Here is a 16,986-nt window from a genome sequence, read left to right as displayed (position 1 = left end):
CAATGGTAGTAGGAGATTTCCCAATTGAATTAGATACAGTCGTTGTTGGTGCAGGTCCTGGTGGATACGTTGCGGCAATTCGTGCAGCACAATTAGGTCAAAAGGTAGCGATTATTGAAAAAGCTAACCTTGGTGGCGTATGCTTAAACGTTGGATGTATTCCTTCAAAAGCGTTAATCAATGCAGGTCATCGTTATGAGAATGCAATGCATTCTGATGACATGGGTATCACTGCAGAGAACGTAAAAGTTGACTTTACAAAAGTTCAAGAATGGAAAAACGGCGTAGTTAAGAAATTAACTGGCGGTGTTGAAGGCCTTCTTAAAGGTAACAAAGTTGAAATCATTCGCGGTGAAGCTTACTTCGTAGATGCTAACACATTACGCGTAATGACTGAAGATGCAGCACAAACTTATACGTTTAAAAATGCTGTTCTTGCAACTGGTTCTACACCAATCGAAATTCCTGGATTCAAATACTCTAAACGTGTTATCAACTCTACAGGTGCATTAAGCTTACCTGAAATTCCTAAAAAACTTGTTGTAATCGGCGGCGGTTATATCGGTATGGAATTAGGAACTGCATATGCTAACTTCGGTACAGAAGTTACTGTAGTAGAAGCTGGCGATGAAATCTTAGCTGGTTTTGAAAAAGCAATGAGCTCTGTTGTTAAGCGTGCACTTCAGAAAAAAGGTAACGTAAATATCCATACAAAAGCTATGGCTAAAGGCGTTGAAGAAACAGAAAACGGTGTAACAGTTAGCTTCGAAGTTAACGGTGAAGTGAAAACTGTTGAAGCAGATTACGTTTTAGTAACTGTAGGTCGTCGTCCAAATACTCAAGAAATCGGTCTTGAGCAAGTTGGAGTTAAAATGACTGACCGTGGCATCATCGAAATTGATGAGCAATGCCGTACAAATATTTCAAACATCTATGCAATCGGTGATATCGTTCCTGGACCACCATTAGCTCACAAAGCTTCTTACGAAGGTAAAGTAGCTGTTGAAGTAATTAGTGGCCATGCATCAGCAATCGATTACATCGGAATTCCTGCAGTATGCTTCACTGATCCAGAATTAGCATCTGTTGGTTACACTAAGAAACAAGCTGAAGAAGCAGGAATGACAGTAGCTGTATCTAAGTTCCCATTCGCTGCAAACGGTCGTGCGTTATCATTAAACAGCACTGACGGTTTCTTACAACTTGTAACACGTAAAGAAGATGGTCTTCTTGTAGGTGCACAAGTTGCAGGTGCAGGTGCTTCTGATATTATCTCTGAGATTGGTTTAGCTATCGAAGCTGGAATGACAGCTGAAGATATCGCTCAAACAATTCATGCTCACCCAACATTAGGTGAAATCACAATGGAAGCAGCTGAAGTTGCTCTTGGAATGCCAATTCACATTGTAAAATAATTTAAGTAATGTAAATAACCCATCTCTTATTTAAAGAGATGGGTTATTTTTATTTTCATAAAATGACTCGCAAGGTCTTTATATGTACTTGTCGAATGAATATATAATACTTTAAATGAACGGTTAGAATATATGCCGTTATATAATATGTAATTGATTCAAACTTAATCCCATATATTAATAAAATAGAGCATGTCAAAGGAGAAGGTTCCATGAGAATATTACATGTTATATTTTATCATTTTCTATTATGGAGTGGTTTTTCCATTGTATTAACATTATCGAATGGTGATAAGTTTCATTATAAAGTAATTCTCTTTTTCGTATTTCTTTATTTGGCATATGTGATTGCATGTTTTGTATTACACGTAAGAAAGCAAGCATTATTCCTTACGTGTTCAAATTGCATACTTTTTTTAATCATATTCTCTATTTTTTAAATTAACGTTTATAGAAATACATTGTTCTTCCATTAAATAGTTGTAACTCTCCTTCTAATTTCTTCGCTAAAAAACGGCTAAATTCATTTGCTTTTCCTTTATCACCAAATGTTGCTGTAGTAGGTAAAGAAACCTGAATGAAAGATTGTTCCTTTTCTATTCCAATCCCAACATAAATAGAATCATATCGATCGTGACTCGATTGGAGTTTTAATGTTGTTGCTGATGTATCTAATATTTCATAAGGAAAAGCTGTACCTGTATAAGCATAATTAATTTGATCACCAGTCTTGGAAGTAACGGTTTTATAGTTATGAAAAAGGTGTTTAACATCCTCTATTGAAACAGATTGTTGATTGGATTTAGGTACAAGTGTGATAAAGGCGTGTTGCATACAAATTCCCCCTTAGCTTAGTAGAATAATATCATTCTACATCCTACTGAATTTTTTGACAATTAAAAGGAGTATTGCTTTTTTTGTTTAATATATTAATTGAGTAGGAAGTGTTATTTAGAAAGGTGGAAACTGATGTTTGAAAAATTGTATGATGAGCATGAAAGTGTGAAGGTACGATTTTTAGGATTTATGACGCATGATACACGTTATGATTTTGGAGTTATTTATACAAATATGTTTTTTGGAAAGCCACTTATTGTTTGTATGCAAACAGGGAGATCTACTTTGCTTGGGCGAGATGATGTAGAAAATGTTCCATATATACAAGAAACTTTTAAGTTAGGATCAGAAGAGGAGGCGGAGGAGTTAGCTCAGTTTTTTAAATTTCTTGTTCCGTCTACTTCTTTGCATGCGGAGTATGAAGAATAATTAACAAGAAACAGTCGTACGTATGAGATATGGCTGTTTTTTTGTGTTAATATCGCATACTAATTTAATTTTAAAATATTTAATGTGTTATACTAAAAACCTATTGACGTAAAAAGTATAACATATTAAAATAAAGACAGAAAGTTAAGCGGTTACAAAAGTTTTTGGGATTATAAACTTAGGGGGAAATGAAAAATGGGAACAATCGTATGTCAAGATTGTGAAGGTACAATTGCACACTTCGAGGATGAGAAAGTAACGGTACTTTACGGGAAATGTGGATCTTGCGGATGTGATCACACAGAACATACAAAAGCCCAATAATTGATAGGAAATTGACAGCTAAAAGTTTTTAGGACCATAAACTTAGGGGGAAATGAAAAATGGGAACAATCGTATGTCAAGTTTGCGAAGGAACAATCGGACATTTTGAGGATGAGAAAACGACAGTACTTTATGGGAAATGTGGTTCAAATTGTGACTGTGCTAGTAGAGACAATGCGAAAGCTTAATCATATATAAGTAGATTATTCTTAAAACTCAGGGGGGAAATGAAAATGGGAACAATCGTATGCCAAGTTTGTGAAGGAACAATCGGACATTTTGAAGATGAAAAATCAACAGTACTTTATGGGAAATGTGGATCTCATTGCGAATGTGACCATAAAGAACATTCAAAAGCTTAATAATTAAGAAAAAACGCCTACACATGTAGGCGTTTTTTTAATAGATTGTAGTTGTATGTCCGACTGTTGCAACGATTGCATCATCTCTAATAGGAATAAATCCTATTGATGTTTGTGGCGTGTTAGGAGAGGTATATTGACTCATCATACGGCTATCAATACGAGTAATAAAATCGGTTAAATAAGCTGAAATAAAAGCATAAGGAATCCTTCGTTCATTTAATGAATAAATAATTTCCTCTTTCGTTTTTACGCCTACGCCATGTCCGTAAAAAAAGAAGTTTCCTAGATAGATTGTATTTTCTCCTTGCCACTCAATCGTAGCTGGATTAACTTGTGGGTTTTTAAAGTAAACGAGGTCACCTGGAACGATATCGCCACTCGTTTTTGTTATGAGCTTTAAGTCGCGATCGTACTCCCATGTATAAAGTAAGAGGTTTGCGAATAAACGGTTGAAAGTTTTTTCCTCATATAATGATAGTAATGCTTTGTAAAAAATGATAATCATTGCGGTGGCACATTCAGTTCCATATAGTTTTCCGTTTTTAAAAATATCTTGGATGGCAATAGAGGGTGGTACGTTTGGGAGTAGTTGAAATCCGCCAAGTGATGTTCTTTCCCAAAACTGAGGGTTGCAAAAAGATTGTTGAAATGTACGAAACTGAAATCCACTTTGAAAAAGTTCTAGCGCGGAAGTAATAATATTAACTCGTAAATTAAGATCAAAGCTGAGTTCATCGGCTGTTCGGAAGGAATGAACTTCTTGATTTCCCGCCATTATGGATAAAATCTGTTGTTTTTCAGCTGCAAATGGCTCATATTCATTTGTGATATAAGGGTGTACAATAGAACGACCTATCACAATCATAATGGTATCCCCACCTATACGTTACAGATTTCGCGATACGGGAAAGCCCATATTGGACTTTAGTCCGCCTTTAGACATAGGATGAAAGTATCGCTTTTTCATAGAAAAACATTTATCCCGCTATTTGCGGGCAGTAAGACTCCCACTTCAAAATTCGGCTGGAGCGAAGAAGTTAGGTGGGAGGCGGGCTGCCCGTAAACGCCCGATTGGTGAAGGCTAATAATCAGTGAGGGATGAACAAAACCCCTACTGATTAAAGTTTCACTTTATATTTTGGTAGACTTTAACTACAGACAAGTACAAGTCTTTAAAATGCCAATGTGTTCCTTGAAAAAAAGATATCATAGGGAGTTCGATAGCCGAATTCAAGCTATCGGTAAAATGATATGTGTCGTCAAGAACAAGACGCTAAAACACCTGAACACGAATCTGTACGGTATGGTATAGAGTACCGTAGCACACGAACCTATACGATTTGTTGTGAGAGTGGTGATGGCACACCGCAATCTTGCACGTCAGCGATACCAGAAATGGACTTCGCCTTTGGTAGCAAGAATCCCACTGATGTTAGTCAGCTTGCCCCATTAGGGGTGAGAATGTCAAATTCTTTAGTATCGTATGAAAAAAAGAGAAAAAAGGTGAAAGAAAAGCCTATCAACTGATAGGCTTGTACTCTTTAATAACACGTAATGTTTGTAATGTCATATCTTCGGGACCTTGTACAGGTAACCCAGCTTTTAAATTTTTACGAATATACTCTAAGTTATCTTGTGTAATAATTTCCCCCGGAGTAAAGATTGGAATCCCTGGCGGATAAACCATAACAAAATCAGCTATAATACGACCTGCTGCGTTTTCAAATGGAATGACTTCTGTTTCTGAATAAAAAGCATCTCTAGGAGAAAGTGCTAGCACAGGTATTTCTGGAATTTCTACGTGTACTTGAACACCTTTATCTGCTCTATTTCTGTATGTTGCTGCTAAATCTTGTAATGCTGTAATAAGTGTATCTGTTTCACTTGCTGTATCTCCAAATGTGATAAGACAAAGTATGTTATATAAATCAGAGAGTTCTACTTCAATGTTGTAATGTTCTCTAAGCCATACTTCAGCCTGATGGCCTGTAATACCTAAATCTTTTACAGATACAATTATCTTTGTAGGATCATAGTTAAAAGTAGCATCTGTACCTAGCATCTCTTTTCCAGGACAATAAAGATGCTCAATAACATTTATAGCATCACGAACATGTTCAGCTAATTGTATTGTTTGTTCTATGAGAGCTTTTCCTTCTGTAGCAAGACGTTTTCTGGCAACATCAAGAGATGATAACAAAATGTAAGAAGTTGATGTAGTCGTAAGCATGCTAATAATGGATTGAACATGTTTTACATTAACAAGACCCTCTTTTACATTAAGAATAGAGCTTTGGGTTAAAGACCCTCCTAATTTGTGAACACTTGTTGCTGCCATATCTGCACCCGCTTGCATAGCTGACATCGGCAGTTCATCATGAAAATGGATATGAACACCGTGAGCTTCATCAACAAGTACAGGAATATCGTAAGCATGAGCTAATTCTACAATCTGCTCTAAATCTGCAGCAAACCCAAAATATGTTGGATTTATAACAAGTAAGCCTTTCGCATCTGAGTGCTCTTCAAGAGCCTTTTTGACAGATTGAATTGTGATCCCATGTGAAATACCGAGCTTCGGATCAATCTCAGGATGCATGAAAATTGGTTTTGCACCTGAGAAAATAATAGCTGACATTACTGATTTATGCACATTCCGTGGCACGAGGATTTTATCCCCAGGACCGCAAACGCTCATCACCATTGTCATAATTGCACCACTTGTACCTTGAATAGAAAAGAACGTATGATCTGCACCGAAAGCAGCGGCTGCTAAATCCTGTGCTTCTTTAATCATACCCTTTGGATGATGTAAATCATCGAGCGGCGCAATATTAATTAAATCAATTGCTAATGCATTATGCCCAATAAATTCGCGAAATGTAGGATCCATGCCCTGTCCTTTTTTATGACCAGGAATATGGAATTGAACTGGATTTCGCTTACTGTGCTCAACTAAAGCGGTAAACAATGGTGTTTCGTATTGGGACAATCTATACACCCCTTCTTCTTCGTAATATTTATTAGAGTTTGTTTTATATGATTTCATCTCATTCTAAAAGCAAATTAAGATGGCAAACTTTTAGAACTTGACTTGTTTTTCTGCCATTCGCAAAAGCCTTTTTGGGGATGGTAGTCTCACTTTATTCTCTATAAAACAAAAGCATTATATCACCAATAATTATAGATGTATAGAAAAATCGCATTTTCAAGGTGAGTATGTTTAATAGTTATATTTTAAATACCGCAAAGAGGAAGACAATTCCATTGAAATGGATAAATGGTGTATAATGCAGAGTGGCTATAGTGAAGAATAAAAGGTTCTCTTAAAGGTAGCATAATAGAAAAAGAAAGAATACTGAATGAGGTGCAAAAATGGAATATCAATATCCACTTGATTACGATTGGTCAAATGAAGAAATGGTAGCAGTTGTAAAGTTTTATGAAGCGATTGAAAAGGTATATGAAAAAGGAGTTTTGAGAGAAGATTTGATGGAATTATATCGTCGTTTTAAAGAGATTGTGCCATCGAAGGCAGCGGAGAAAAAAATTGATAAAGAATTTCAAGAAGTAAGTGGATATTCTATATATCGTACGATTCAAAAAGCAAAGGAAGTAGCGGAAAAAAAGATTGTTAAAATGTAAAAATATTTTGAAAAATAAAATACGAAGTGCTATAATGTGATAACAACTAAAAACGGACAATATAAATTGTCCGTTTTCTACTATCGATTACAAAGTGCATATAAAGGAAGGAGTGGTTGCATCGTAGATTCAATCTTAGCAAGGAATTGTTCGTTGGTCATTGCTGAAAACTCCTCTGGTGATATATGAATACCGACTAATAACTCTGCTTTTTTCACAGTAGCTAAACGTTCAATCATCTTTTGTAAGTCTTCTGTTTCAAGCGTTTTATGTAATTTTACACCTGGTTTAGTATGGTCAATGGACCAAACGAAGTTATTTGGAATATTTGTTTTTAAATCATTTAAATGTTCTAAGAAGGCGTGAGCCGTCTCCACTTTTTGTGAACACTCATAGATTAAACCAAAGTATATAAAGGCATGAGTACCCCATAAACCAATTTGAAAGTGTGGTAACATTTTATATCCACGTTTATTTGTTGAAAAAGCAACCCAAGTATCGTTTGGTGGATTGACTTTGCGGCGTGCATGTTTTGCTACATGGTAGAAAAAGTTTTCATCAGTTTGTTGTGATAAATATTCTGCAAACTGTTCCCCTAAAGCGTCTAGCTTAGGATGAATATTCGTTTTAATTGCGCTCATTCGTTCTTCAAGACCATCAACAGTAAAGACTTCAAAATCAGTGGATGTGAATGTTTGTAGTGTCATGATTGTTCCTCCAACTCCTATTTTGTTTTAATTTTAGCATAGCTTGTACTATTCATAAAAAAAACAGCACAAAAAAATTTAAATAAAAAAATATAATTTTGTTGCATAGATGATTTATCCAACATAGTATAGTATAAAACAAAAAATCAGAAAATTAAATCAATTCTAGTCCGAGGGCAGACGAATATTGGGAGGAGGCAAAAAAATGAGACAGGTGATTAATGCGTTAAAGAGAACAGATGCTGAAAAGAGAATTCCGGTGCTACGTTTGGAGCTAGATTATGAATTAGCAACTTTATATGATGCGATGATGGATAACGACAAACAGAAAAAAGAAGAGTGCGTACAAAAATTAGAAGTGTTAAGACTTGAAATGATCCGTTTAGAAGCGTAATAATAGTATATGTATAAATAATTAGTTGGTGCGAACCTTATAAAGGGTTCGTTTTTTCTGTGAACAGTATAGATCGGAGTGTTTAAACATGCAAGAAGTATGGAAAGACATCGATACACACGCGAAACAGTGGATTCGAGAAGCCGGAGAACATTTAATGGCGTCACTGAAAAAAACACTTATTATAGAAACAAAGTCAAATGCAGCTGATCTAGTAACAAACATGGACCGAGAAACGGAGCAGTTTTTGATTGGGAAAATTAAAGAAACATTCCCGGCTCATAATATTTTAGGAGAAGAAGGCTACGGAGATGAGATTACCTCTTCTAATGGGGTTGTTTGGTTAATTGATCCAATTGACGGCACGATGAACTTTGTTCATCAAAAAAGGAATTTCGCAATCTCAATCGGGATTTATGAGAACGGTATCGGAAAGATTGGTCTTATTTATGATCCGGTTCATGATGAACTATATCATGCGGTAAAGGGAGAAGGGGCTTTTTGCAATGATTTAGCTATTCCCATGCTGGAAAAAGGAACGGTAGAGCATGGAATTATAGCTTTGAATGCGATATGGCTTACCGATAATCCATTGCTTAATATGGAAAAAATGATGATGCTCGTTAAGAAGGCGAGAGGTACGAGGTCATATGGTTGTGCAGCGTTAGAAATGGTATATGTTGCAACGGGAAGATTAGATGCATATGTAACACCGCGCTTATCGCCATGGGACTTTGGCGGGGGACAGATTATTGTAGAAGAAGTTGGGGGTAAAGTGACAACGTTCTTGGGAACGCCCCTTTCTATTGTAGAGAAAAGCAGTGTGTTAGTTGCAAAACCAGGAGTATACGAAGAATTATTACCATTTGTATCGCAATAATGAAAAAAAGTAAGAGGCATAAAGAAGCTTCTTACTTTTTAATGTTATTGCGATTTACGCATTTTTCTTTTTGTTACAAAACCGTATCCAACTGTAACAAATGTGCCGATAATGCAAATAATAATGCCGATGGGACTATTTTCAGCAATCATAATTCCGATACCAATTAAGAAGATAACACCGATAATTGCTGTTAATAAAAAGCGATATTGAATGTGTTCCATTTCTTCACCCTCCAATCTTATTTTACTTTCACAAAAGTAAGAATACAACTATATTTTCATTCTTGATTTTATTTTGATTGCCATTGTATCCCCTTCGCTCTTATAATAGAGAAGGATTAAAAAGACATTAGGAGTTGGACATGTTGAAAAAACGACAAGATTTACGAAATATAGCAATTATTGCCCACGTTGACCATGGTAAAACAACACTTGTTGACCAGTTATTACGTCAAGCGGGGACGTTCCGTGCGAATGAACATATTGAAGAACGCGCAATGGACTCAAATGATCTAGAAAGAGAACGTGGTATTACAATTTTAGCGAAGAATACTGCGATTCACTATGAAGATAAAAGAATTAACATTTTAGATACACCTGGTCACGCTGACTTCGGTGGAGAAGTAGAACGTATCATGAAAATGGTTGATGGTGTTCTACTTGTTGTTGATGCATATGAAGGTTGTATGCCACAAACACGATTTGTTTTAAAGAAAGCTCTGGAGCAAAACTTAACTCCAATCGTTGTTGTAAACAAAATTGACCGTGACTTCGCTCGCCCTGATGAAGTAGTTGATGAAGTAGTTGACTTATTCATCGAACTTGGTGCAAACGAAGATCAATTAGAGTTCCCAGTTGTATTTGCATCAGCAATGAACGGAACAGCAAGCTTAGATTCGAATCCAGCAAATCAAGAAGAGAATATGAAATCATTGTTTGACACGATTATTGAACATATTCCAGCACCAGTTGATAACAGCGAAGAGCCACTTCAATTCCAAGTAGCACTTCTTGATTACAATGACTATGTTGGTCGTATTGGGGTTGGACGCGTATTCCGCGGTACAATGAAAGTAGGACAACAAGTTGCATTAATGAAAGTTGACGGAAGTGTAAAACAATTCCGTGTAACTAAATTATTTGGTTACATTGGATTAAAACGTCAAGAAATTGAAGAAGCAAAAGCTGGAGATTTAGTAGCTGTTTCAGGTATGGAAGACATTAACGTAGGTGAAACGGTATGTCCGGTCGAGCATGAAGAGGCTTTACCATTATTACGTATTGATGAGCCAACATTACAAATGACATTCCTTGTAAATAACAGCCCATTTGCAGGTCGTGAAGGTAAATTCATTACATCTCGTAAAATTGAAGAGCGTCTTCGTTCACAATTAGAAACAGATGTAAGTTTACGTGTAGATAATACAGATTCTCCTGATGCATGGATCGTATCTGGACGCGGGGAATTACATTTATCTATCTTAATTGAAAACATGCGTCGTGAAGGGTATGAACTACAAGTATCTAAGCCTGAAGTAATTATTAAAGATGTCGATGGCGTAAGAAGTGAGCCTGTAGAGCGCGTACAAATCGATGTGCCTGAAGAATACACTGGTTCTATTATGGAATCAATGGGTGCACGTAAAGGTGAAATGTTAGATATGGTGAATAACGGAAACGGTCAAGTTCGCCTTACTTTCATGGTTCCAGCACGTGGTTTAATTGGTTACACAACAGAATTCCTAACATTAACTCGTGGTTACGGTATTTTAAACCACACATTTGATTGCTACCAACCAGTACATGCTGGACAAGTTGGTGGACGTCGCCAAGGTGTTCTAGTTTCACTTGAAGCAGGAAAAGCATCACAATACGGTATTATGCAAGTTGAAGATCGTGGTGTAATCTTCGTTGAACCAGGTACAGAAGTATATGCTGGTATGATCGTTGGAGAACATACACGTGAGAATGATTTAACAGTTAACGTTGTAAAAATGAAACAACAAACTAACATTCGTTCTGCGACGAAAGATCAAACTTCAACAATGAAAAAACCACGCTTAATGACTTTAGAAGAGTCATTAGAGTACTTAAACGATGACGAGTTCTGTGAAGTAACTCCAGAATCAATTCGTTTACGTAAAAAGATTCTTGATAAGAGTGAGCGCGAAAGAGCTGCTAAGAAAAAGAAATCTGTTGAAGCATAAAATAATAGAACAGCTACCTTTTATAAAGGTAGCTGTTTTTTTGTTTTATGTTTATTTTTTTAGAATATTTACTCTTTTTTTGTGGACAGTATTTTTTTTGCGAGTTACTCTTGTATTAAGTACATAAAGAGAATTTGTTTCATGAGAAGAGGTGAAAGATAGTGTTAGAAAGGATGTCATTTTTCGCGAAACTTTGTAAAGTTGATGAAAATCCAGAGTTAGGGATGTGGTTGCTTTATGGAACAATAATTTTATTAAGTGCACTTGTATATAATTTAGGATTTGCAAGGAAGCTATCGGTGCTAAAAAATATAGTGATATATACATCTTTAGCAATTGGATGCACGGTATTAACTTTTTTTGCAGTTTTTTTACCCGTTGGAGAGGGGCTAGTTGTAGCGGCAATTGTACTTGGAATTTATAGACTGCGTTTACGTCAAGCTAAACAACAAAAAACAGGGTGAAAAAAGGAGGGGCTTTCATGCGCTCAGTACAAGATGCACTATATAATTGGTTAACAATTAAAACGGTTGCGGAAGCACGTCCAGATGATAGCGCTGCACAAGAAACGTATGTATTATTTCAAAATATGATATATGAAGAGCATAAATTACGAAATGTAGAAGTTGAAAAGAATGAGGAAATGTATTTGATTACATATGAAATTGATGGAGAAATAAGGTGTGCAAGATTTCCGGTAGAAGCCATTGATTGTTTTTTGGATCAGATGAATCGTGAACCAGAAAAATACAAATAAGTCCTTATCTATATGATTAAGGACTTATTTCCGGTTTACCAATCGTCTTCTACTTTTTTATCACGATATAATCGGAAATTACCACTCGCATGGCGTTCCATAGTACGCTCTGCAATTCGTTCCGTACATTCCATGCACATATATGTATGAATAGGGCGATTACGCAGTTTTTTTGCCATAGGATTTTCGTCATCTAACATATCTTTTTTATCACAAATCATACATTTGACTCTCATTTCGTCACCTCAATACGAATTCTATCAGTATAAGTATATCATGGAAGTATAATGTTTTTGAATAATAGCGGGAAAAAATAATATTTTCGCAATTCGAAAAATAGGTTATGATAAGGATATATAAAGAATATTTGGAGGTGGAAATATGGCGAATGTAGTTGAGCCTACATTGACAGATGACTTAGTACAATCTTTGCGTAAAGAATGTATCGTTATGATAGCAACAACAGATTTCGAAAAACAAATCCCTAACGTAAGTGCTATTTCTTGGGTATATGCAGTGAGTGAAACTAGTATTCGATTTGCGGTAGATCAACGCTCACGTATTGTGGGAAATATACGGCATAGTGCAGGGGTTGTATTGACTATAATGGCGAATGAATCCGTATTTTCCATAAGTGGTGAAAGTGAAATTTTAACAGATAGAATGGAAGGGATTCCTCTAAAATTAACGGTAGTAGAAGTGACTGTGCAAGAAGTTCGTGATGTTATGTTTTATGGTGCGAAACTTGCTACTGAACCAACATATGAAAAAACATATGATCTTCGTGCTGCTAAAAAGCTTGATAATCAAGTATTAGTAGGAATGAAAGAATTATAAAGAAGATGAATAGGAACATCGTTCATAAACTTTTACAAGTGAGTATTGTGATTTAATGTGAAAAATTATAATTAAAAGTAATATATTGAATAGAAATGAATAAAAAATAAAGAAAAGGTTTAATTTCTATGAATTTCGATTCTACCTCGTTTTTACGGTACATATAATTATAACAATGGTTCGTCCATATTTATATGGATGAAACCCTTGTTCTACAAATTTAAAAGTGGAGTCAGGGGGTAACAGGTTGGATAAAATTTATGTGTTAGATACGAATGTACTTTTGCAGGATCCTTTATCTATTTTTTCATTTGCAACAAATGAAGTAGTGATTCCAGCAGTTGTGTTAGAAGAGGTTGATTCGAAAAAACGTTATATGGATGAAGTAGGACGAAATGCTCGCTATGTATCTAAGTTAATAGACAAATTTCGTGAAATAGGAAAGCTGCATGAAAGTATTCCGTTAGAAAACGGAGGTACATTCCGTATTGAATTAAATCATCGCTCATTTGTTCAACTACAAGATATTTTTGTAGAAAAAACAAATGATAATCGAATTTTAGCGGTAGCGAAAAACTTAGCTTTAGAAGAACAAGAAAAAGAGGACGGGAAATCAGTTATTTTAGTAAGTAAAGATGTACTCGTAAGGGTAAAAGCTGATGCAATCGGATTGCAGGCCGAAGATTATTTAAGTGACCGAGTAATCGAAGTGGAAAATATATATTCAGGATTTTTAGAAGGGTATATATCAAAAGAACAGTTAGATTATTTTTATGAAAAAGGTGAACTACCTTTATCTGAAATCGCAAATCATCCTTTTTATCCAAATCAGTTTGTTGTAATGAAAGATGCACTGGGGGGTTCTAGTTCTGCACTTGGGATTGTGGATCATTTAGGTAAGAAGGTAAAGAAACTTATTTTTCACAATGAGCAAGTGTGGGGGATACGTCCACGAAACGTGCAGCAAATTATGGGGTTAGAATTGCTACTTCGGGAAGATATTCCACTTGTAACGTTAACAGGGAAAGCCGGTACAGGAAAAACGTTACTTGCATTAGCTGCGGGACTAATGCAAACGGAAGATTTAGGGTTATATAAAAAACTACTTGTCGCGAGACCGATTGTACCGGTAGGAAAAGATATAGGTTATTTACCAGGAGAGAAAGAGGAAAAATTAAGACCGTGGATGCAGCCGATTTTTGATAATCTAGAGTATTTATTCAACACGAAAAAGCCTGGGGAGCTAGATGCTATTTTAGCTGGGATGGGTTCGATTGAAGTAGAAGCGCTTACCTATATACGCGGGAGAAGTATTCCAGACCAGTTCATTATAATTGACGAGGCACAAAATTTAACGAAGCATGAAGTGAAGACGATATTAACAAGGGTAGGCGAAAAAAGTAAGATTGTATTAATGGGGGATCCTCAGCAAATTGATCACCCGTATTTAGATGAATATAATAACGGTTTAACATATGTTGTAGAGAAGTTTAAAGAACAACGTATTAGTGGTCATGTAAAGTTTGTTAAAGGAGAGCGTTCTAATTTAGCACAACTAGCAGCGGATTTATTATAAAAAGGAGTGAGCCTAAGCTCACTCCTTTTTTGCCTTTTAATTATACAATTTAAATGATTGTAAATTTACGGATGTTACGAATCGGATTTTGTCTATTAGATCCATCATGGAAATATAGATGAACAGGCCCGTCTTCTCGTAATGGTTTACCTTCTTTTGAAAAACCGAGAATAGCTTTATGGGCTGTTTCTAACGGAAGTGTAATTGTATTGTCTGTGGTTTCAATTTCGACTTGAGTAGCATCTTCTAAAATTTCAGCATTTTTAAGAAATGGATGAAGTGGTATGCCAAATGTCCCGTTAATAAGCTGTTCTTTTTTATATTTCTTTACACTTTGTTGTATTGGCGGGAAGGCAGCACCATCACGGATTTCGCGATCCCAATGCTCTGAAGTATGTTTTAAGTATGTTTCTAATTCGGATGATTCTTCTCTAGTTTCATCAAAGTAAGTTGTCAAATCTATTTTTCGATCATCGAAAATCCATACAGTTGGATCGATAGTGATTGAAAAACGAACTTTTCCATTAATAAATAAAATTTCGCTCATTGTTGTTCCCCCATTTGTGTTATACTCCCACTTTTCAGTATAATAGTATTAGACACTGTTGTCACAAAAAATGTTTCTATTGCAATTTATTAAAACTATCGCTAATATTAATAGATATGAGAGAGTAGGACGGAAACGGAGGGAATCAATTTGGCGTCTGAGACAGTATCAAATCATCAGGAAAAGGCACTAGCCCTTCTACAAGCGGATGCAGAGAAGATTTTAAGACTTATTAAGGTACAAATGGACAATCTTACAATGCCGCAATGTCCATTATATGAAGAAGTATTAGACACACAAATGTTTGGACTATCCCGCGAGGTCGATTTTGCGGTTCGCCTTGGTCTTATTGCAGAAGAACAAGGGAAAGCAATGTTAGGAGAGCTCGAACGTGAGTTGTCTGCACTTCATGAAGCATTTACAAACAAACAACAATAACGGGTTCAAATAAGGGGGCTCAAACTGAAATAGTTTGGGCTTTTTATTTGTATAATAAAGAAGGAAGAACCTATATACATATGGAATACAACAATAATTAAATTGAAACAGAAAGAGGAAATGAAATGAAAAAAGTATGGAAATCGATGGATTATTCATTATTACTTCCTCTTGTTATCTTATGTGTGTTGGGAGTTATAATGGTATATAGTTCTAGTTCCATTGTTGCGATTTCGAGGCATAACTGGCCAGCAAATTACTTTTTTAAAAAACAATTAATTGCTTTAGCTATTGGAACGATAATGTTAGCGATTATCGTTGCTATTCCTTATAAGTTGTGGAGAAAGCGAATAGTTTTGATCGCAATGGGAATAGGGAGTATTGGTCTATTATTAGCAGCCTTGATTTTCGGTAAGGACGTAAATGGTGCAAAAGGATGGATATTAGGTATACAACCAGCTGAGTTTGTGAAAATAACGGTTATTATTACGTTAGCAAACTTTTTTGCTAAGAAACAAGAAACGCAAACAGCTTTTGTACAAGGGATAATTCCTCCTCTAACTGTTGTCGGTGGAGCGATGGGATTAATTTTACTTCAAAATGACTTAGGGACCGATATACTAATAGGTGGAACTGTACTGATTATGTTCTTTTGTTCAGGAGTTAATGTTAATTTAAGTATAAAGCGATTCCTCTTAACGTCTATAGTATGGATTCCAGCGTTATATTTTATTGGGAACTATAAGTTAAGTCCGTACCAAAAAGCTCGGTTTTCAGTTTTTCTTGATCCATTTAACGATCCTCAAAATGATGGGTTCCAATTGATAAATTCTTTTATTGGAATTGCTTCAGGAGGGCTAAATGGTCGAGGGTTAGGGAATAGTGTGCAAAAATATGGATACTTACCAGAACCGCAAACAGATTTTATTATGGCAATTATATCTGAAGAGCTTGGTTTTATAGGTGTAGCTGTCATTTTAATCTGTTTGTTACTTATTATTGTTCGGGCATTTAGGGTTGCACAAAAGTGCAAAGATCCGTTTGGAAGTTTAATAGCAATTGGAATTGCAAGTTTGTTTGGAGTTCAAACTTTTATAAATGTCGGTGGTATGTCTGGGTTAATACCGCTTACAGGGGTACCATTACCGTTTGTAAGTTATGGTGGTAGTTCTTTATTGGCTAATTTACTTGCAATGGGTATACTGTTAAATATTGCTAGTTATGTAAGACGACAAGAGAAACAACAAAACGAATTGACTAACGAAATAGAACAAGGTGGACCGCATCTTGTTGTTGTAAAATAAAAAACACATTGAGCTCTAGAGTTCAATGTGTTTTTTATTTTGTTATGTTTTAAATGTGATATAATATTGATTCTTTTAAAATAAAAAGTATATTACATTTAAGTGAATGTGATATACAATAGTGTTGTTAGAAAAGGAAGAGGTATGCTATACTATTTTTGTGAAACAAATTGATCAGAAAACTTATCATTTGTTGAAAAATAAGGTATGATGGATAAAAATAAAGTGAAGCTTTCTAAGTATAATATAATGTAGAAAGTGAAGAACTTCACGCTCTTTAGAGTGTGTATGTATTTTATCTCTAGAGTGGTAGGAAAATAGA

General features: G+C 35.5%; 23 protein-coding genes. 16 read left to right on the top strand and 7 right to left on the bottom strand.

From position 1 onward, the window contains the following. Nucleotides 1-2 precede the first annotated feature (2 nt). Both lpdA and MR071_RS08455 read left to right on the top strand, forming a co-directional pair. Entirely contained in the window at nucleotides 3-1,415 is a 1,413-nt protein-coding gene (gene lpdA, locus MR071_RS08460) for a dihydrolipoyl dehydrogenase (protein ID WP_105584706.1), read from the top strand. Between the two features lie 212 nt (nucleotides 1,416-1,627). After that, entirely contained in the window at nucleotides 1,628-1,855 is a 228-nt protein-coding gene (locus MR071_RS08455) for a hypothetical protein (RefSeq protein WP_002088334.1), read from the top strand. Between the two features lies 1 nt (nucleotide 1,856). On the opposite strand, the gene MR071_RS08450 is transcribed toward MR071_RS08455, so the two are convergent. Further along, complete coding sequence (locus MR071_RS08450) at nucleotides 1,857-2,249, bottom strand: DUF1885 family protein (protein WP_242235688.1); 393 nt, start codon at nucleotides 2,247-2,249, stop codon at nucleotides 1,857-1,859. A 135-nt stretch (nucleotides 2,250-2,384) separates the two neighbouring features. Here MR071_RS08450 and MR071_RS08445 point away from each other — a divergent pair, with 135 nt between their 5' ends. From MR071_RS08445 to MR071_RS08430, 4 genes are all read left to right on the top strand, one after another. Then, the gene (locus tag MR071_RS08445; protein WP_000462037.1) at nucleotides 2,385-2,681 is read left to right on the top strand and encodes a DUF3055 domain-containing protein; all 297 of its coding nucleotides are present in this window, start codon (nucleotides 2,385-2,387) and stop codon (nucleotides 2,679-2,681) included. 195 nt (nucleotides 2,682-2,876) lie between these two features. Continuing rightward, on the top strand, nucleotides 2,877-3,005 hold the full coding sequence (locus tag MR071_RS08440; protein WP_000536778.1) for a GapA-binding peptide SR1P: 129 nt from the start codon (nucleotides 2,877-2,879) through the stop codon (nucleotides 3,003-3,005). 59 nt (nucleotides 3,006-3,064) lie between these two features. Continuing rightward, nucleotides 3,065-3,193 (top strand): GapA-binding peptide SR1P, encoded by a 129-nt coding sequence (locus tag MR071_RS08435; RefSeq protein ID WP_002033839.1) that lies wholly within the window; start codon nucleotides 3,065-3,067, stop codon nucleotides 3,191-3,193. Nucleotides 3,194-3,238: 45 nt separating this feature from the next. After that, nucleotides 3,239-3,367 (top strand): GapA-binding peptide SR1P, encoded by a 129-nt coding sequence (locus MR071_RS08430; protein ID WP_000536795.1) that lies wholly within the window; start codon nucleotides 3,239-3,241, stop codon nucleotides 3,365-3,367. 37 nt (nucleotides 3,368-3,404) lie between these two features. Here MR071_RS08430 and MR071_RS08425 read toward each other — a convergent pair whose 3' ends face one another. Continuing rightward, nucleotides 3,405-4,235: a protein-glutamine gamma-glutamyltransferase gene (locus MR071_RS08425; RefSeq protein WP_105584708.1), complete on the bottom strand. Its 831-nt coding sequence runs from the start codon at nucleotides 4,233-4,235 to the stop codon at nucleotides 3,405-3,407. Between the two features lie 654 nt (nucleotides 4,236-4,889). Further along, nucleotides 4,890-6,362 (bottom strand): arginine decarboxylase, encoded by a 1,473-nt coding sequence (gene speA / locus MR071_RS08420; protein WP_242235686.1) that lies wholly within the window; start codon nucleotides 6,360-6,362, stop codon nucleotides 4,890-4,892. Nucleotides 6,363-6,745: 383 nt separating this feature from the next. Here speA and MR071_RS08415 point away from each other — a divergent pair, with 383 nt between their 5' ends. Beyond that, nucleotides 6,746-7,015, top strand: coding sequence for a UPF0223 family protein (locus MR071_RS08415; RefSeq protein ID WP_002111491.1), 270 nt, complete (start codon nucleotides 6,746-6,748; stop codon nucleotides 7,013-7,015). Nucleotides 7,016-7,095: 80 nt separating this feature from the next. On the opposite strand, the gene MR071_RS08410 is transcribed toward MR071_RS08415, so the two are convergent. Next, complete coding sequence (locus tag MR071_RS08410; protein ID WP_105584710.1) at nucleotides 7,096-7,722, bottom strand: YktB family protein; 627 nt, start codon at nucleotides 7,720-7,722, stop codon at nucleotides 7,096-7,098. 205 nt (nucleotides 7,723-7,927) lie between these two features. Between MR071_RS08410 and MR071_RS08405 the strand changes: the two genes are divergently transcribed. Beyond that, nucleotides 7,928-8,116 carry a hypothetical protein gene (locus MR071_RS08405; RefSeq protein WP_002121995.1) on the top strand — a complete coding sequence of 63 codons (189 nt, stop codon included), beginning with the start codon at nucleotides 7,928-7,930 and terminating at the stop codon, nucleotides 8,114-8,116. A gap of 88 nt (nucleotides 8,117-8,204) precedes the next feature. Then, nucleotides 8,205-8,996, top strand: a complete 792-nt coding sequence (locus tag MR071_RS08400) for an inositol monophosphatase family protein (protein ID WP_078181626.1) — start codon at nucleotides 8,205-8,207, stop codon at nucleotides 8,994-8,996. A 44-nt stretch (nucleotides 8,997-9,040) separates the two neighbouring features. Here MR071_RS08400 and MR071_RS08395 read toward each other — a convergent pair whose 3' ends face one another. Further along, nucleotides 9,041-9,220, bottom strand: a complete 180-nt coding sequence (locus MR071_RS08395) for a DUF5325 family protein (protein WP_000400127.1) — start codon at nucleotides 9,218-9,220, stop codon at nucleotides 9,041-9,043. 140 nt (nucleotides 9,221-9,360) lie between these two features. Between MR071_RS08395 and typA the strand changes: the two genes are divergently transcribed. The 3 genes from typA (at nucleotide 9,361) to MR071_RS08380 (ending at nucleotide 11,962) form a co-directional block, all read left to right on the top strand. Next, a complete protein-coding gene (typA, locus tag MR071_RS08390; RefSeq protein WP_002111487.1) occupies nucleotides 9,361-11,205 on the top strand; it encodes a translational GTPase TypA in 1,845 nt (614 codons plus the stop codon). Between the two features lie 161 nt (nucleotides 11,206-11,366). Next, on the top strand, nucleotides 11,367-11,669 hold the full coding sequence (locus MR071_RS08385) for a YlaH-like family protein (RefSeq protein ID WP_002066917.1): 303 nt from the start codon (nucleotides 11,367-11,369) through the stop codon (nucleotides 11,667-11,669). Nucleotides 11,670-11,686: 17 nt separating this feature from the next. Further along, nucleotides 11,687-11,962 (top strand): hypothetical protein, encoded by a 276-nt coding sequence (locus MR071_RS08380; protein ID WP_002146008.1) that lies wholly within the window; start codon nucleotides 11,687-11,689, stop codon nucleotides 11,960-11,962. A gap of 35 nt (nucleotides 11,963-11,997) precedes the next feature. Here the strand turns inward: MR071_RS08380 and MR071_RS08375 are convergent, their stop codons facing one another. Beyond that, entirely contained in the window at nucleotides 11,998-12,198 is a 201-nt protein-coding gene (locus MR071_RS08375; RefSeq protein ID WP_002111485.1) for a YlaI family protein, read from the bottom strand. A 145-nt stretch (nucleotides 12,199-12,343) separates the two neighbouring features. Here MR071_RS08375 and MR071_RS08370 point away from each other — a divergent pair, with 145 nt between their 5' ends. Continuing rightward, entirely contained in the window at nucleotides 12,344-12,799 is a 456-nt protein-coding gene (locus MR071_RS08370) for a pyridoxamine 5'-phosphate oxidase family protein (RefSeq protein ID WP_002121984.1), read from the top strand. Between the two features lie 247 nt (nucleotides 12,800-13,046). Continuing rightward, complete coding sequence (locus MR071_RS08365) at nucleotides 13,047-14,375, top strand: PhoH family protein (RefSeq protein ID WP_105584712.1); 1,329 nt, start codon at nucleotides 13,047-13,049, stop codon at nucleotides 14,373-14,375. 49 nt (nucleotides 14,376-14,424) lie between these two features. Here the strand turns inward: MR071_RS08365 and MR071_RS08360 are convergent, their stop codons facing one another. Continuing rightward, entirely contained in the window at nucleotides 14,425-14,922 is a 498-nt protein-coding gene (locus MR071_RS08360) for a hypothetical protein (RefSeq protein WP_105584713.1), read from the bottom strand. Nucleotides 14,923-15,072: 150 nt separating this feature from the next. Between MR071_RS08360 and MR071_RS08355 the strand changes: the two genes are divergently transcribed. Beyond that, the gene (locus tag MR071_RS08355; RefSeq protein WP_000135698.1) at nucleotides 15,073-15,360 is read left to right on the top strand and encodes an Fpa/YlaN family protein; all 288 of its coding nucleotides are present in this window, start codon (nucleotides 15,073-15,075) and stop codon (nucleotides 15,358-15,360) included. Between the two features lie 125 nt (nucleotides 15,361-15,485). Further along, nucleotides 15,486-16,664, top strand: a complete 1,179-nt coding sequence (ftsW, locus tag MR071_RS08350; protein WP_242235684.1) for a putative lipid II flippase FtsW — start codon at nucleotides 15,486-15,488, stop codon at nucleotides 16,662-16,664. Nucleotides 16,665-16,986 lie beyond the last annotated feature (322 nt).

It is taken from the genome of Bacillus cereus group sp. BfR-BA-01316, from assembly GCF_022664195.1.
Lineage (GTDB): Bacteria > Bacillota > Bacilli > Bacillales > Bacillaceae_G > Bacillus_A.
The sequence above is the reverse complement of the archived record's forward strand: the minus strand, read 5'-3'. Positions and strand labels throughout refer to the sequence as shown.

Excerpts from the sequence above, each read along its gene's own strand:
- MR071_RS08435 (WP_002033839.1), top strand. The coding sequence starts at position 3,065 with ATGGGAACAATCGTATGTCAAGTTTGCGAAGGAACAATCGGACATTTT.
- lpdA (WP_105584706.1), top strand. The coding sequence starts at position 3 with ATGGTAGTAGGAGATTTCCCAATTGAATTAGATACAGTCGTTGTTGGT.
- typA (WP_002111487.1), top strand. The coding sequence starts at position 9,361 with ATGTTGAAAAAACGACAAGATTTACGAAATATAGCAATTATTGCCCAC.
- MR071_RS08430 (WP_000536795.1), top strand. The coding sequence starts at position 3,239 with ATGGGAACAATCGTATGCCAAGTTTGTGAAGGAACAATCGGACATTTT.
- MR071_RS08360 (WP_105584713.1), bottom strand. The coding sequence starts at position 14,922 with ATGAGCGAAATTTTATTTATTAATGGAAAAGTTCGTTTTTCAATCACT.
- MR071_RS08455 (WP_002088334.1), top strand. The coding sequence starts at position 1,628 with ATGAGAATATTACATGTTATATTTTATCATTTTCTATTATGGAGTGGT.
- MR071_RS08395 (WP_000400127.1), bottom strand. The coding sequence starts at position 9,220 with ATGGAACACATTCAATATCGCTTTTTATTAACAGCAATTATCGGTGTT.
- MR071_RS08380 (WP_002146008.1), top strand. The coding sequence starts at position 11,687 with ATGCGCTCAGTACAAGATGCACTATATAATTGGTTAACAATTAAAACG.
- MR071_RS08405 (WP_002121995.1), top strand. The coding sequence starts at position 7,928 with ATGAGACAGGTGATTAATGCGTTAAAGAGAACAGATGCTGAAAAGAGA.
- MR071_RS08400 (WP_078181626.1), top strand. The coding sequence starts at position 8,205 with ATGCAAGAAGTATGGAAAGACATCGATACACACGCGAAACAGTGGATT.
- MR071_RS08375 (WP_002111485.1), bottom strand. The coding sequence starts at position 12,198 with ATGAGAGTCAAATGTATGATTTGTGATAAAAAAGATATGTTAGATGAC.
- MR071_RS08440 (WP_000536778.1), top strand. The coding sequence starts at position 2,877 with ATGGGAACAATCGTATGTCAAGATTGTGAAGGTACAATTGCACACTTC.
- MR071_RS08445 (WP_000462037.1), top strand. The coding sequence starts at position 2,385 with ATGTTTGAAAAATTGTATGATGAGCATGAAAGTGTGAAGGTACGATTT.
- MR071_RS08425 (WP_105584708.1), bottom strand. The coding sequence starts at position 4,235 with ATGATTGTGATAGGTCGTTCTATTGTACACCCTTATATCACAAATGAA.
- MR071_RS08450 (WP_242235688.1), bottom strand. The coding sequence starts at position 2,249 with ATGCAACACGCCTTTATCACACTTGTACCTAAATCCAATCAACAATCT.
- ftsW (WP_242235684.1), top strand. The coding sequence starts at position 15,486 with ATGAAAAAAGTATGGAAATCGATGGATTATTCATTATTACTTCCTCTT.
- MR071_RS08370 (WP_002121984.1), top strand. The coding sequence starts at position 12,344 with ATGGCGAATGTAGTTGAGCCTACATTGACAGATGACTTAGTACAATCT.
- MR071_RS08415 (WP_002111491.1), top strand. The coding sequence starts at position 6,746 with ATGGAATATCAATATCCACTTGATTACGATTGGTCAAATGAAGAAATG.
- MR071_RS08410 (WP_105584710.1), bottom strand. The coding sequence starts at position 7,722 with ATGACACTACAAACATTCACATCCACTGATTTTGAAGTCTTTACTGTT.